15 protein-coding genes are annotated in these 12122 nt (G+C 72.4%); 7 read left to right on the top strand and 8 right to left on the bottom strand.

The features are described from left to right. Positions 1-275 precede the first annotated feature (275 nt). Positions 276-884, bottom strand: coding sequence for a TetR/AcrR family transcriptional regulator (locus ACZ63E_RS08455; RefSeq protein ID WP_465335390.1), 609 nt, complete (start codon positions 882-884; stop codon positions 276-278). A 67-nt stretch (positions 885-951) separates the two neighbouring features. Between ACZ63E_RS08455 and ACZ63E_RS08450 the strand changes: the two genes are divergently transcribed. Next, positions 952-1389 (top strand): SRPBCC family protein, encoded by a 438-nt coding sequence (locus tag ACZ63E_RS08450; protein WP_465335389.1) that lies wholly within the window; start codon positions 952-954, stop codon positions 1387-1389. A 7-nt stretch (positions 1390-1396) separates the two neighbouring features. Here ACZ63E_RS08450 and ACZ63E_RS08445 read toward each other — a convergent pair whose 3' ends face one another. Genes ACZ63E_RS08445 through bioB form a run of 3 tightly spaced genes read right to left on the bottom strand, consistent with a single transcriptional unit; the run spans position 1397 to position 4386 of the window. After that, positions 1397-2170 carry a maleylpyruvate isomerase family mycothiol-dependent enzyme gene (locus tag ACZ63E_RS08445; protein WP_465335388.1) on the bottom strand — a complete coding sequence of 258 codons (774 nt, stop codon included), beginning with the start codon at positions 2168-2170 and terminating at the stop codon, positions 1397-1399. Positions 2171-2182: 12 nt separating this feature from the next. Then, positions 2183-3337 carry an 8-amino-7-oxononanoate synthase gene (locus tag ACZ63E_RS08440; protein WP_465335387.1) on the bottom strand — a complete coding sequence of 385 codons (1155 nt, stop codon included), beginning with the start codon at positions 3335-3337 and terminating at the stop codon, positions 2183-2185. Further along, positions 3334-4386 (bottom strand): biotin synthase BioB, encoded by a 1053-nt coding sequence (bioB, locus tag ACZ63E_RS08435; protein ID WP_465309990.1) that lies wholly within the window; start codon positions 4384-4386, stop codon positions 3334-3336. The genes ACZ63E_RS08440 and bioB overlap by 4 nt, the downstream gene beginning before the upstream one ends. Positions 4387-4446: 60 nt before the next feature. Here bioB and ACZ63E_RS08430 point away from each other — a divergent pair, with 60 nt between their 5' ends. Further along, complete coding sequence (locus ACZ63E_RS08430) at positions 4447-5043, top strand: TetR family transcriptional regulator (RefSeq protein ID WP_465335386.1); 597 nt, start codon at positions 4447-4449, stop codon at positions 5041-5043. Here the strand turns inward: ACZ63E_RS08430 and ACZ63E_RS08425 are convergent. The 3 genes from ACZ63E_RS08425 to ACZ63E_RS08415 all read right to left on the bottom strand — a co-directional run bounded on the left by ACZ63E_RS08425 (position 4961) and on the right by ACZ63E_RS08415 (position 8236). After that, a complete protein-coding gene (locus tag ACZ63E_RS08425) occupies positions 4961-5575 on the bottom strand; it encodes a TetR/AcrR family transcriptional regulator (protein ID WP_465335385.1) in 615 nt (204 codons plus the stop codon). The two genes, ACZ63E_RS08430 and ACZ63E_RS08425, sit on opposite strands and share 83 nt — an antisense overlap. Positions 5576-5589: 14 nt before the next feature. Continuing rightward, on the bottom strand, positions 5590-6792 hold the full coding sequence (locus ACZ63E_RS08420) for a cytochrome P450 (RefSeq protein ID WP_465335384.1): 1203 nt from the start codon (positions 6790-6792) through the stop codon (positions 5590-5592). 73 nt (positions 6793-6865) lie between these two features. Continuing rightward, the gene (locus tag ACZ63E_RS08415; RefSeq protein ID WP_465335383.1) at positions 6866-8236 is read right to left on the bottom strand and encodes an MFS transporter; all 1371 of its coding nucleotides are present in this window, start codon (positions 8234-8236) and stop codon (positions 6866-6868) included. A gap of 95 nt (positions 8237-8331) precedes the next feature. On the opposite strand from ACZ63E_RS08415, the gene ACZ63E_RS08410 reads away from it, so the two are divergent. From ACZ63E_RS08410 to ACZ63E_RS08390, 5 genes are all read left to right on the top strand, one after another. Further along, positions 8332-8850, top strand: coding sequence for a winged helix-turn-helix transcriptional regulator (locus ACZ63E_RS08410; protein ID WP_465335382.1), 519 nt, complete (start codon positions 8332-8334; stop codon positions 8848-8850). 92 nt (positions 8851-8942) lie between these two features. Beyond that, entirely contained in the window at positions 8943-9104 is a 162-nt protein-coding gene (locus tag ACZ63E_RS08405; protein ID WP_465335381.1) for a hypothetical protein, read from the top strand. Positions 9105-9144: 40 nt separating this feature from the next. Next, on the top strand, positions 9145-9579 hold the full coding sequence (locus tag ACZ63E_RS08400) for a hypothetical protein (protein WP_465335380.1): 435 nt from the start codon (positions 9145-9147) through the stop codon (positions 9577-9579). A gap of 79 nt (positions 9580-9658) precedes the next feature. Beyond that, positions 9659-10819: an epoxide hydrolase family protein gene (locus tag ACZ63E_RS08395; protein ID WP_465335379.1), complete on the top strand. Its 1161-nt coding sequence runs from the start codon at positions 9659-9661 to the stop codon at positions 10817-10819. 81 nt (positions 10820-10900) lie between these two features. Continuing rightward, entirely contained in the window at positions 10901-11383 is a 483-nt protein-coding gene (locus ACZ63E_RS08390) for a hypothetical protein (RefSeq protein WP_465335378.1), read from the top strand. Here the strand turns inward: ACZ63E_RS08390 and ACZ63E_RS08385 are convergent. After that, a complete protein-coding gene (locus tag ACZ63E_RS08385) occupies positions 11380-11946 on the bottom strand; it encodes a TetR/AcrR family transcriptional regulator (protein ID WP_465335377.1) in 567 nt (188 codons plus the stop codon). The genes ACZ63E_RS08390 and ACZ63E_RS08385 overlap by 4 nt on opposite strands. Positions 11947-12122: the final 176 nt, after the last annotated feature.

The following is a 12122-nucleotide window of genomic DNA, read 5'->3' as shown; positions in this document are numbered from 1 at the left end:
GGGCCTGACCGCGGCCGCGAAACGGCCGAAGAACACCGAAACGCGCGCACACCGTCGCGCTGCTCGGCCTGATGAACCTCCAGCGTGGCACCCTGTACATCACACGCCGCGCCCATGCTCGACGACAGGCCCAAGCGCACCACGAACTCGCGAATCTCTCGACCAGCGATCCTCGAAAAGCGCGGAAACGCCGACAGGCCGCGGCGGAAATCGCCGCCAGGCTTGAGCTGACACATCCGGAATCGCTGCCCCGCCTGCACTCCGAGCTGACGGGGTCAGAGGCCGCGGCGCAGCGTGCCGGCCGCGGACTCGAGATCGGCGCGGACGGCCCGCGCGATGCGAGCCGCGCTGCCCTCGTCGAGGTGACGCTGGAGGCTGTGGGCGTGGACATTCCACAACCCGGCGACCGCCGCCGCGGTGATGCGGACGGCGGGGTCGGCCACTGAGGCGCCGGTTCGGCCGGCCAGCGCGGTCGCCGCCGCGTCGGTCAGCCGTTCGTGGGCCTCACGGCCGTGCGCTACCAAAGCCGGGGTCGAACGGATCAGCCGGCCGAACCGGCGCACCGCCGGCAGTCCGTGCTGCCGGGCCGACGCGACCAGGAAGTCGAGTTCCGCGCCGAGCACCGCCAGCGCCGTGTCGAGCGGCGCGGTCGTGGGATCCGCGAGCCCCTCGGCCAGCGCGTCGATCTGGACGTCCCACCGGTCGGCCAGCAGGGCTTCCTTGCTGCCGAAGTGGTTGAAGACGGTTTTCTCGGTGACCCCGCAGGCGCGCGCGACGTCGGCGACGCGGACGGCCTCGAACCCCTGTTCCACGAACATCCGGGTCGCCGTCGCGGACAGCAGCTCCCGCAGCTCGCGCTTCCGCCGGTCTCGCAACGACTCCACCACGCCATCGTACAGCGCGAGTACTGTTTACAGTGACTGTAACTTTTACAGCCACTGGAGGCACCACATGAGTGAGTTCGAAGTCGTCCGCGAGTACGCCCACCCCCGGGCGCGGGTCTGGCAGGCCCTCACCGACCCGGCCCTGGTCCCCCGCTGGACGTCGACCGGCCGCGGCGGCCGTCCCGAAGGCTTCACCGCGGAGGTGGGCACGAGATTCCGGTTCGTCGGCCGCCCGGTCCTGGGCTGGGACGGCATCGTCCGCTGCGAGGTCCTCGCAGCGGACGCGCCGGAACTGCTGAGCTTCAGCTGGCGCAACCAGGAAGCCGACACCCCGAGCACGGTGGTGTGCCGGTTGGCCGAGACCACCGCCGGAACCCGGCTCACGTATCACCACACCGGGTTTCGCGGTGCCGGCGGCTTCCTGATGGCCCGCCTGTTGCACCGGGTCCGGCGCCGCATGCTCACCGAAGGGCTGCCGGAAGTCCTGGCCGAGCGGGACTGGTAGCCGCGGGTCAGAAACCCGGGAACACGCGACGCAGGTCGTCGAGCGTGACGTTGCCTTCGACGGTGACGCCGCGGTCGTACGGCGCCTTGAGCCGGCCGCTGACCAGCCGGACGAACGCCTCCGCCGGGCCGTTGAACGTCGCGGACGGCGCCTCGAGGTGGTCGACCACCGTGACGGCGTCGTCGATCACCAGGCCGCCCCCGGGCACCGCGATCGACACCGGGTCCGCGAGCTCGGCCGGCTTCGCCAGGAAACTCAGCATGAACCCGACCGGCCCGGTGAGGAGGTCGAGCAGCACCGCGGCCGAACCGGCGTTCACCCCGGCGTCGGGATCGAAGGCCACACGCACGTCCCAGGAGTGGTTGGCCACCTCACTGAGCCGCATGCCGACGGCGGTCAGCAGCGGGACCGGCTCAGGCAGGAACCCGAGGTCGACGGTCAGCGACGTGCGCTGCTCGGGCGTGAGCGCCTCGACCGTCTCGAGCCAGCGGGCGTTGTGCTCCAGGAAGCCCTCGGCCTGCTCTCGCGGCGTGGAACCGTCCCAGCGAGCCCAGATCGTCCGGTTCTCTTCGGCCGGCACGGTCTCGCCGGCGGCCCGGGCGATCGGCGCGCGGCCGATCTCCGCGCCGCTGCCGAGGTGGGAAAGCGCCTGGGCGACGGTCCATTCGGAAGCGCCGCTGGTGGTGGCCAGCTGGGCGTCGGTGAGGACGCTGGCGAGGGCGGCGAGCGTGTCGTGCTCGGAACGGAGGGCGGCGATCGTGCGGTCCACGAGTTCACTCATGCCACGCTCAACTCACGAGTGGACGGAGATGTTCCGCTCCGCTCGCGACCACCGCGCCGCCAGCCCGGCCGCGTGCCCCGCCTGATCGGGATCGACCCCGGCCCGGGCGACCAGCCGCAGCCGGGAGACGCCGTCGGGGACGCTCGGCGGGCGAAAGCAGCCGACGATGATCCCTTCCGCGTCGAGGCGGTCCGCCGCCGCCACGGCCTGCTCCGCGGAGTCCGCGGGGATCGACTGCACCGCGCCGGGCGCCCGCGGCACTCCCGCGGCCTCGGCGATCACCGCGGCGACGTCGTGCAGCTGCGCGACCCGCCCCGGTTCGGCGGTGACGATCCGGCAGGCCTCGGCCGCACCCGCCGCCGCGGCGGGCGCGAGGCCTGTGTCGAAGATGAACGTGCGCGCGGTGTTGACCAGGTGCTCCCGCAGCAACGGTGAACCCAGCACCGCGCCGCCCTGGGTCGCGAGCGCCTTCGACAGTGTCGCCGTTACGACGACGTGCGAGGCCCCGGCCAGCCCGGCCGCGTGGACCGCGCCGCTCCCCTGCCCGGCGACGCCGACGCCGTGGGCTTCGTCCACCACGAGGAACGCGTCGTACTCCGCGCACAGCGCCGCGGTCCGCCCGAGATCCGCCGCGTCGCCGAGCACCGAATAGATCGACTCGACGACCACCACGGCGCGGGGTTGTGTGCGCTCGCGGAGCAGCCGCTCGAGCGCGTCCAGGTCGCCGTGCGGGCAGATTTCCACCTGGGAACGGGAAAGCCGGGCCCCGTCGATCAGCGACGCGTGCACGTGCGCGTCGGACACCAGCAGCGTGTCCGGGGAACCCAGCGCCGTCAGCAGGCCGACGTTGGCCGCGTAGCCGCTGGAGAAGGCCAGGCACGCCGGTTGCCCGGTGAGCCGCGCCAGTTCCGTTTCGAGCTCCGCGTGGCAGGCGGCCGTCCCGGTCACGACGCGCGAAGCGCCCGCTCCGGCGCCGTACTCCTCGATGGCCCGCGTCGCGGCCGCGCGCACCCGGGGATCCGCGCCGAGACCGAGGTAGTCGTTCGACGCCAGGTCCAGCCGCCCGGGCCGCGACCGTGGATGCCGCCGGACGTCGGTGCGGCGGACCAGGCCGGCCCGCCACCGGTCGGTGTCCGCGGCGGCGAGCCAGTCGTGCATCGCGGTCATGCGTTGGCCGGGTCGGTGGTCCCGGCGCCGCGCGTCCGGATCGACGGCGTCGTGCGGTGTTCGTGTTCTCCGGCGCCGAGGACCTCGAACCCGGCGTCGGCGATCATCGCCAGGTCGTCCCGCGCGGCCTGCCCCTCGCTGGTGAGGTAGTCCCCCAGGAACAAGGAGTTCACGACGTGCAGCGCGAGCGGCTGCAGCGAACGCAGGTGCATCTCCCGCCCGCCCGCCATCCGGACTTCCCGGTCGGGACAGGTGAACCGCGCCAGCGCGAGGATCCGCAGCGCGCGCAACGGCGTCAGCTCCCAGGTGCCGGCGAGCGGGGTGCCCTCGAAGGGCATCAGGAAGTTCACCGGGATCGAGTCGCTGTCCAAGGCGCGCAGGGCGAAGAGCGCGTCGATCAGCTCGTCGTCGGTCTCGCCCATGCCGACGATCAGGCCGGAGCACGGGGAAAGTCCCGCGGCTTTGGCCTTTTCGACCGTCGCCACCCGGTCGTCGTACCCGTGGGTCGTGCAGATCTCCGCGTACCGCGACTCGCTCGTGTTCAGGTTGTGGTTGTAGGCGTCGACACCGGCGTCGCGCAGCCGCTCGGCCTGGCCCTCCCGCAGGATCCCGAGGCACGCGCACACCTCGACCCCGGCGTGCGCGGACTTGACCGCCTCGACCACCCCGGCGACGCGGTCGACGTCACGGTCGCTCGGCCCGCGGCCGCTCGCGACGAGGCACACCCGGGACGCGCCGCCGTGGATGCCCGCGGTGGCCTGCCGGACGGTCTCCTCGGCCGAAAGCCACGAGTACTTGAGGATCTGCGCGGACGACCCGAGCCGCTGCGAGCAGTAACCGCAGTCCTCCGGGCACAGGCCCGACTTGAGGTTGACGAGGTAGTTGACCTTGACGCGGTTGCCGAAGTGGGCCCGCCGGAGCCGCCCGGCCGCGGCGACCAGCCCGAGCACCTCCTCGTCCGGCGTCTCGAGCACCATCCGGGCGTCCTCGCGCTCGAGGACGCCGCCGGCCAGCTGCCGGGAGGCCAGGTCATCGACTGTTTTGAACACCCGTCAAATCCTAGGCGAGGCAGACCTCGCCGGGCAAGCCGGGACCGGCACAATGGGGCCATGAAGGTGACGCGCGCCCAGATCGTCGACCGGGCGTACGACCTGCTTCGCGAACGCGGGCTGAGCAGCCTGTCCATGCGCCGCGTCGCCCAGGAGCTGGGCGTGCAGCCTGGTGCGCTCTACTACCACGTCGCGAGCAAGCAGGAGCTGCTCGCGGTTGTCGCGGAGCGCGTCCTCGAGGAGCTCCCCGCCTCGGCCTCCGATCCCCGCGCCGTCGCCCAGGACCTCCGCCGCGCGCTGCTCGAAGTCCGCGACGGCGCCGAAGTGGTGTCCTTCGTGCAGGCGTACCGCCCGGACGTCCTCGTGCCGGCGCAGGTGCTGCACCGCCTCTTCGCCGAGCAGCTCGGGCCGCGCCGGGCCGGCTGGGCGGCGCGGACCGTCGTCCACTACGTGCTGGGTTTTGTGGCCGAAGAACAGAACCGGGAGGAGCTGGTCCGCGCCGGGATCGTCGACGACGTCCCCGGCCGGGCCGCGGAAGCGGGCGAAGCCTTCCTGTTCGGCGTCGACGCGATCCTCAGTGGACTCGGCCCGCGATCGGCTCCGGCGTCGCCGACGGCGGCGGAAGAGCACCCGGGCCCGGACGCAGCCCGTCGATGAGCAAAGCCAGGTACCGCTTGCGATCCGCGCCCGCGGGGTCGTCGGGGTGCACGGTCGCCAGCGTCATCACGACCACCGCCGCCAGGTCGCGGCCCAGCAGGCCAGGGCGCACCACACCGGCGTCGACCGCCCGGCTCACCAGCCGGTCGGCGGCGGTGATGTAGCGCTGCACGCCGGCGACGTCGATGGCGCCGATCTCCCGGGCCAGCGCCAGTGCCACCTGGTTCCGGGCGACCAGCTCGACGGTGGCCTCCAGCGAGCTCGTCAGGTCGTGCCACGGGTCGCCGGTCTCCAGCGTCGTGAGGGGTTCGATCACGGTGGTCAGGACGTGCTCGAAGACGGCGCGCACCAGCTGGTCGCGGTTGCGGAAGCGCCGGTACACCGTCGCGACACCGACACCCGCGCGCTTCGCGACGTCTTCGAGCGTCGCGCCCGGGCCGTCCTCCTCGAAGGCTTGGCCGGCCGCGACGACGATGCGCTCGTAGTTGCGCGCCGCGTCGCCCCGCAAGCCCTGCCCGCGCGCCGATGTCATGCCCGCACGCTAACTCACCAGGTGACGGGTAGCGCGTGCAGACCGTAGACGACGTGGAAGGCGCGGAACTCGATGTCCTCGTAGGGCGCCGCGAGCGCGAGGTCCGGGAAACGCCGCAGCAGCGCGGGAAACGCGACCTTCATCTCCATCCGCGCGAGCGGCGCGCCGAGGCAGTGGTGCACCCCGTGCCCGAACGCGACGTGCCGCGCCGCCTCGCGGGTGACGTCGAGCCGCTCCGGGTGTTCGGTCAGCGCCGGGTCCCGGTTGGCCGCGGGCAGCGCCAGCACGAGCTGCTCGCCGGCCGGGATGGTGTGCCCGGCGATCTCCACCTCGGTGGTCGTCGTGCGCGGCACGCCGGAGTGCACGATCGAGAGCCAGCGCAGCAGTTCCTCCACCGCGGGCTCGACCGCGGCCGGGTCGTCGCGCACCAGCGCCAGCTGGTCCGGATGCCGCAGCAGCGCCAAAGTGCCGAGGCCGAGCATGTTCGACGTCGTCTCGTGGCCGGCCACCAGCAGCAGCGACGCGATGCCGATCAGCTCGGCGGTGCTCAGGTCGTCCCCGTGCAGCCGCACGAGCATGCCCAGCATGTCGTCACCCGGCTCGGCCTGGGCCCGCGCGACGAGCCCGGCCATGTACTCCCGGCTCTCACGCTGCAGCTTCATCCGTTCCGGGACCGGGCGGGAGGTGTCGAGCAGCCGGCCGGAGCGGTGCTGGAAGTCCGCGCGGTCGCCGTAGGGCACGCCGAGCAGCTCGCAGATGACCAGGGACGGCACCGGAAGCGCGAAGCCCGCCACGAGGTCGCCCGGCTTGCCCGCGCGCTCGAGGTCGTCGAGCGCCGCGTCGACGATCTCGACGATCCGCGGTTCCAGCCGCCGCATCCGCTTGACGGTGAACTCCGAGGTCAGCATCTTGCGCAGGCGGGTGTGGTCCGGCGGGTCGAAGGCGAGCATCTGCCCGGCCCGCAGCTCCTCCAGCTCGTCGTCGCTGACGTCTTCCATGCCGGGCGGCCGGGCCCGCCGGGTGGCCGCGTTGCTGAACCGGGCCGAGTCGGCCAGCACTTCGCGGACGTCGTCGTACCGCGTCACGAGGTAGGCGGACGTGCCGAACGGGGTCGTGACGCGGGTGACGCCCTCGCCGTCCCGCACCTCGGCGAGCCGGCCGATCGGATCGAACCGGACCCGCCGCATGTGCAGTGGCATCTCGGGCGCCTTGGTCATTTCCCACCCGTCCCCGTCGGAAACCTGTCGGATGGTCGCCACGCTACCACCAAAATGGTAGTTGCCTATCGTTTCATGCCGCGACCGCGACGGCCGCCCGCCGGCCCACGACCGTCAACGCGGCGACGGCGGCCGCGCCGGCCAGCGAGACCACGATGCACACGACCACGGCGGCGTCCCAGCCCGCGAGCAGGCTCGCCGGGGTGACCGGCGGGCGGACCGCCACCAGCGTCACGACCGTGACCCCGAGCGCCGCGCCGACGTACCGGCTCGTGTTGTTGATCCCGCTGCCCATGCCCGTCCGGTGCGGCGGGACGCTCGCCACCGCTTCGCGCCCCAGGGAAGCGTTCACGACACCCGTGCCGAGCCCGGCCACCGCCAGGCCCGCGTACAACCAGCCCTGGCCCGAGTCCGGGCCGAGGAAGGCCATCGGCACCAGCCCCAAGCTGACGACCAGCAAGCCGGCGCTCAGCCGCGCGCCGCCGGGCACCGCCGCCGGAAAGTGCCGGGTCAGCAGGGCCGAGCCGACGCTCGTCGCCGACCAGACCAGGACCGACAGGGCCGCCGCCATCGGCGTCAACGCCAGGCCGTTTTCGAGCAGGGTGCAGACGAACGACATCAGCGCCGTGACCCCGGCGCCCGCGACGAACGCGCCGATCGTCGCCGAGAGCAGGGCCGGCCGGCGGAACAGGGTGAGGTCGAGCATCCCGTCCTCGGTCCGCGCCTGGTGGGCGGCGAACGCGCCGAGCAGCACCACCGCGGCGACGATCAGAGCCACCTCCAGCGGGCTCGTCCAGCTCTGCCGTCCTTCGGTCAGCGCGGCCAGCAGTGCCGCGAGCCCACCGCCCAGCAGGAGCGAACCCGTGACGTCGACCGCCCGCTTCCGGCCCGAAACCGACTCTTCGAGCAGGACCCGGCCCAGCACGGCCACCCCGAGGGCCAGTGCCGTGGCGACGAAGTAGAGCGTGCGAAAGCTGTCGAGCCCGGCGCCGGCCAGCGGGCCGAGGGCGATCCCGGCGCCGAGGCACGCGCCCCACACCCCGGTCGCGCGGCCGCGCCCGGCGGCGTCGGGGAAGGCCGGCCCGAGCACGGCAAGCCCGCAGGCGACGACCGCGGCCGCGCCGAGTCCTTCCACGACACGGCCGGCGATGAACGTGACCGGTTCGGGAGCGACAGCGCACACCAGCGACCCGATGGCCAGCACGACGGCGCCGGCGACGAAGACGCGTCGGCGGCCGAAGTCGTCGCCGACCGCGCCGGCCGGCAGCAGCGCGACCGCCAGCCCGAGGCTCATCGAGCTGAGGATCCACGACGTCGCGACCGCGCCGGCGCCGAGCCCGCCGGTCACCGCCGGGACGATCGACAGCGGCGCGGTGAAGACGAACAGGGCCAGCAGGGTCCCGCCGCCGGAGGCGACGAGGACGGCTCCGGGACGGCGCTCCATGCGAGCTCCTCGTTGATTCGGTGACCGAACTCTTTCGCGGCGAGGCTAGCACGGTTGGTTCGGTGAGCGAACTCTTCTGTGGCACACTGGCGCCCATGGCACTGCCGCGTGAGTACACCAACCAGGCCTGCTCGATGGTCCGCGCGCTGGAGATCGTCGGCGAACGCTGGACCCTGCTGATCGTCCGGGACGCGGTGTTCGGCGTCCGCCGGTTCAGCGACTTCCTCGACCACCTGGGCATCCCGCGCGCGGTGCTGACCGAACGCCTCGAGTTCCTGGTCGGCGAAGGGGTGCTCGCCCGCGTGCCGGGCCCGGGCAAGCGCAGTGAATACGAGCTGACGCCGAAGGGCCTGGGTCTCTGGCCGGTCGTCCGAGCCCTGGCCGCCTGGGGCGACGAGCACTACGCACCGGCCGGCCCCCGCCGGGTGTTCGTGCACGAGGCCTGCGCCGGCGAGGTCTCGCCGTCGGGCGTCTGCCTGCGCTGCGGCGGGGAGGTGCCGGTCGCGGACACGGTGCTCACCCCGGGGCCGGGCCTGCCCCCGCGGTCGCCGGACGCCGACCCGGTCACGGCGGCGCTGTCCCAACCGCGGCTTTTGCTCCGGCCCGTCCGGTGACGATGCCCAACCGTAAGCGAATTCTCCTGCTCCCAGGCATGAACCGCGGCACCGCGGGTATCACGGGCGGACCGTCGAACAAGGGAGCTGTCGTGGGAATTCTGGTGGGCCTGCTGGTGATCTGGGCCGTGCTCGTCGTGCTGGGCGTGGTGATCAAGGGACTGTTCTGGCTGATCATCATCGGCGCGGTGCTGTTCGTGGCGACCGGTGTGATCGGTTATGTGAAGCGGGAGGCCTTGGGCCGCAAGCGCTGAGGGGACCCCTCCCCGGGGAGCCGTGCGACGCTGCAATGTCATGAGCGACGTCCCGGAGCTGCGCAAAGAGGCGCGAGCCATCCTCGACGAGGCCATGGAATCGTTGGCGCGCGACCTGAAGCAGCTCCGTCGCAAGCTCCCGCCCCGGGGTTTCAGGCAGGAGAGCGGGATGGTGCGCACGACGCCCGGTGGGTCCTACCTGGTGGTCGAAGACCTGGACCCGGTGGACCACGGGATGAGCGGCACCCTGAGCGAGGAAGTCCTGACGCCGGGGTACCTGTGGAAGTTCCAGAACCGCAAATGGGGCTACTGCGAAATGACCCTGACGGTCAGCGACCGGCGTGCGGCCGAGCTGACGTTGACCCTGAACGCGCAGTGGCGCGGGAAGTTCGCCGAGAACTCGAGCCGGCACCCGGCCACCCGGGAGGGATGGAAGAAGATGCTCGAGACGCTCAACCGCCGTCGCACTCTTTGAGCAACGCTGAAGACGCACAAACCGCCCGCCTTCACCACTCTGTAGTCGGACCCATATCCGGCGTGGAAAGGTGAGCTTGATGCGTCCCTATCGGATCGACGTCCCCGATTCCGAGCTCGAAGACCTGCGGACGCGGATCGCCTCGACCCGCTGGCCGGCCGCCGTTTCGGTGCCCGGCTGGGAACGTGGTGTCCCCGCCGACTACCTCCGGGAGCTCGCGACCTACTGGGGGACCACCTACGACTGGCGCGCCGCCGAGGCGGAGCTCAACCAGTACCCGCAGTTCGTCACCGAGCTCGACGGTGTCGACGTGCACTTCCTGCACGTCACCTCGCCCGAGCCCGGCGCGACCCCGCTGCTGCTGACCCACGGCTGGCCCGGCTCGATCGTCGAGTTCCTCGACGTCATCGGCCCGCTGTCCGACCCGGCCGCCCACGGGCTCGACCCCGCGCAGGCCTTCCACCTGGTGATCCCGTCGATTCCGGGGCACGGCTTCTCCGGGCCGGTCACCGAGCCCGGCTGGGACGTCAACCGCGTCGCCGCCGCCTGGGCCACGCTGATGCAGGAGCTCGGCTACCGCGACTACGTCACCGCCGGTGGCGACTGGGGCTCGCTGATCTCCCTCGCGCTGGCCCACCACGCGCCCGGGCAGGTCAAGGCCGCGCACGTGTCGATGCTGCTCACCGTGCCCTCCGGTGACCCGGCCGAGTTCGCGAACCTCACCGAAGCCGACGGCGTGCGGCTGGCCGGGCTCGGCCGGTTCGAGGCCGAGCTGTCGGGCTACATGAAGGTCCAGAGCACCCGGCCGCTGACCATCGGCTACAGCCTCAGCGACTCGCCGGTCGGGCAGCTGGCCTGGATCGTGGAGAAGTTCCACGACTGGAACAACGCCGTCAAGACGCCCGAGGAGCAGGTCGGCCGCGACCGGCTGCTCACCAACGCCAGCCTCTACTGGCTGACCGGCACGGCGACGTCGTCGGCGCAGTTCTACTACGAGTCCGGCGCGCACCTGGGCAAGATCTTCACCCCCGGGGTCGCCCCCGACCCGGTCACCGTCCCGGTCGGGGTCGCCGTGTTCGGGCAGGACCCGGCGCTGCCGGTCCGGCCGTTCGCCGAGCGGGACTACCCCAGCATCAGCCGCTGGAGCGAGTACGAGCAGGGCGGGCACTTCGCCGCGCTGGAGCAGCCGAAGGTCTACGTCGACGACATCCGCGCGTTCGTCGCTTCGCTCGGCCAGTAGGTCCGGTTCTCCCTCCCGGGGCAGGATCTCCGATACCTGGGAGGGAGTTCCCGGCCCCGCGGCGCGGGCAGCCTCGGGGGCATGGTTCCCGTCGCACGCTGGGCCGTCGTCGCCGCGCACGCCGTCCCGCTGCTCACCCTGCCGTCCGGGCTCTGGCGGCTGGCCCTCGCCGCCGGGGTCGACGTCGGCATCCGGCCCGTCCCCGAGGTCACGGCCACCGACGCGGTCGCGTTTGCCGCCCTCAGCGTGCTCTGCGAGGGCCTCGCCTTGCTGACGCTCGGCCTGGTGCGGCCGTGGGGCGAGCGCGTCCCGCGGTGGTTCCCGCTGCTCGGCGGGCGGCGGGTCGCGCCGTTCGCCGCCATCGTGCCCGCCGCGCTCGGGTCCCTCGCCCTCGCGCTGATCTGGGCGTACGCCTTCCGCGCCTTCCCCGACATCGAGGGGCTGCGGTTCGCCGAACCGGCCCGGCACGTCCTGGTCGTCGCGTGTTACCTGCCGCTGCTGCTGTGGGCGCCGCTGCTCGCCGCCGTCACCTGGGCCTACTACCTGCGCCGCCGTGGCACCTAACGGGCCATCCCGTGCCAGAGCAGGTCGGCGAGGCTCTCCGCGTCGCGCTCCCACTTCCCGTTCGGGTCCAGGAGCAGCAGCCCCGCCAGGCCGCGCAGCACCTGGACCGGCTCGAGGCCCGGGCGCACCGTGCCGGCCTCGGTGTTGGCGTCCAGCAACGTCGCCACCGCGCCGACCATCGCGTCGTAAGCGCTCGCCGGGAGCTCTCCGCGGGACGCCGTCGCGGTGCGCAGGGCGTCGGCCAGCCCCTTCTTCGTCATCATGTAGTGCGCCAGGTGCTCGGTCACCCACACCCGGAACGCCTCGTCCGCGGTGTGCTTGTCCAGCAGCACCGGCACGATGTCGACGATGTGCCGGACCTCGCGCTGGTACACCGCGAGGATCAGCGACTCCGGCGTCGGGAAGTGCCGGTACACCGTGCCGACGCCGACTTCGGCCTGCTTCGCGATCGTGTTGAACGAGACCTCGCCCGTCTTCGCCAGCGACGCCGCGGCGGCGACCAGGATGCGTTCGTGGTTGCGCCGGGTGTCCGCGCGGCGGGGGCTGACCGAACCCGTCGTCATCGTCCCTCCCGGTGCCGTGGCCGTCTCGGCTGAATGTAGTGCAGGAACCGCCGGAGCTGGACCAACTCCAGCCGGGCACGTCTTTGCGAACCGGATTGTAATCCGCTAGCCTCGCGAACAGGTCAAGCGGATGACTATCCGGTACCTGATCGCCGCCACCACCACCGTCGGGTCCA

This window comes from Amycolatopsis sp. NPDC104819 (assembly GCF_055583145.1).
The sequence above is the reverse complement of the archived record's forward strand: the minus strand, read 5'-3'. Positions and strand labels throughout refer to the sequence as shown.

Excerpts from the sequence above, each read along its gene's own strand:
- ACZ63E_RS08450 (WP_465335389.1), top strand. The coding sequence starts at position 952 with ATGAGTGAGTTCGAAGTCGTCCGCGAGTACGCCCACCCCCGGGCGCGG.
- ACZ63E_RS08445 (WP_465335388.1), bottom strand. The coding sequence starts at position 2,170 with ATGAGTGAACTCGTGGACCGCACGATCGCCGCCCTCCGTTCCGAGCAC.
- ACZ63E_RS08440 (WP_465335387.1), bottom strand. The coding sequence starts at position 3,337 with ATGACCGCGATGCACGACTGGCTCGCCGCCGCGGACACCGACCGGTGG.
- ACZ63E_RS08430 (WP_465335386.1), top strand. The coding sequence starts at position 4,447 with ATGAAGGTGACGCGCGCCCAGATCGTCGACCGGGCGTACGACCTGCTT.
- ACZ63E_RS08425 (WP_465335385.1), bottom strand. The coding sequence starts at position 5,575 with ATGACATCGGCGCGCGGGCAGGGCTTGCGGGGCGACGCGGCGCGCAAC.
- ACZ63E_RS08420 (WP_465335384.1), bottom strand. The coding sequence starts at position 6,792 with ATGACCAAGGCGCCCGAGATGCCACTGCACATGCGGCGGGTCCGGTTC.
- ACZ63E_RS08415 (WP_465335383.1), bottom strand. The coding sequence starts at position 8,236 with ATGGAGCGCCGTCCCGGAGCCGTCCTCGTCGCCTCCGGCGGCGGGACC.
- ACZ63E_RS08410 (WP_465335382.1), top strand. The coding sequence starts at position 8,332 with ATGGCACTGCCGCGTGAGTACACCAACCAGGCCTGCTCGATGGTCCGC.
- ACZ63E_RS08400 (WP_465335380.1), top strand. The coding sequence starts at position 9,145 with ATGAGCGACGTCCCGGAGCTGCGCAAAGAGGCGCGAGCCATCCTCGAC.
- ACZ63E_RS08395 (WP_465335379.1), top strand. The coding sequence starts at position 9,659 with ATGCGTCCCTATCGGATCGACGTCCCCGATTCCGAGCTCGAAGACCTG.
- ACZ63E_RS08390 (WP_465335378.1), top strand. The coding sequence starts at position 10,901 with ATGGTTCCCGTCGCACGCTGGGCCGTCGTCGCCGCGCACGCCGTCCCG.
- ACZ63E_RS08385 (WP_465335377.1), bottom strand. The coding sequence starts at position 11,946 with ATGACGACGGGTTCGGTCAGCCCCCGCCGCGCGGACACCCGGCGCAAC.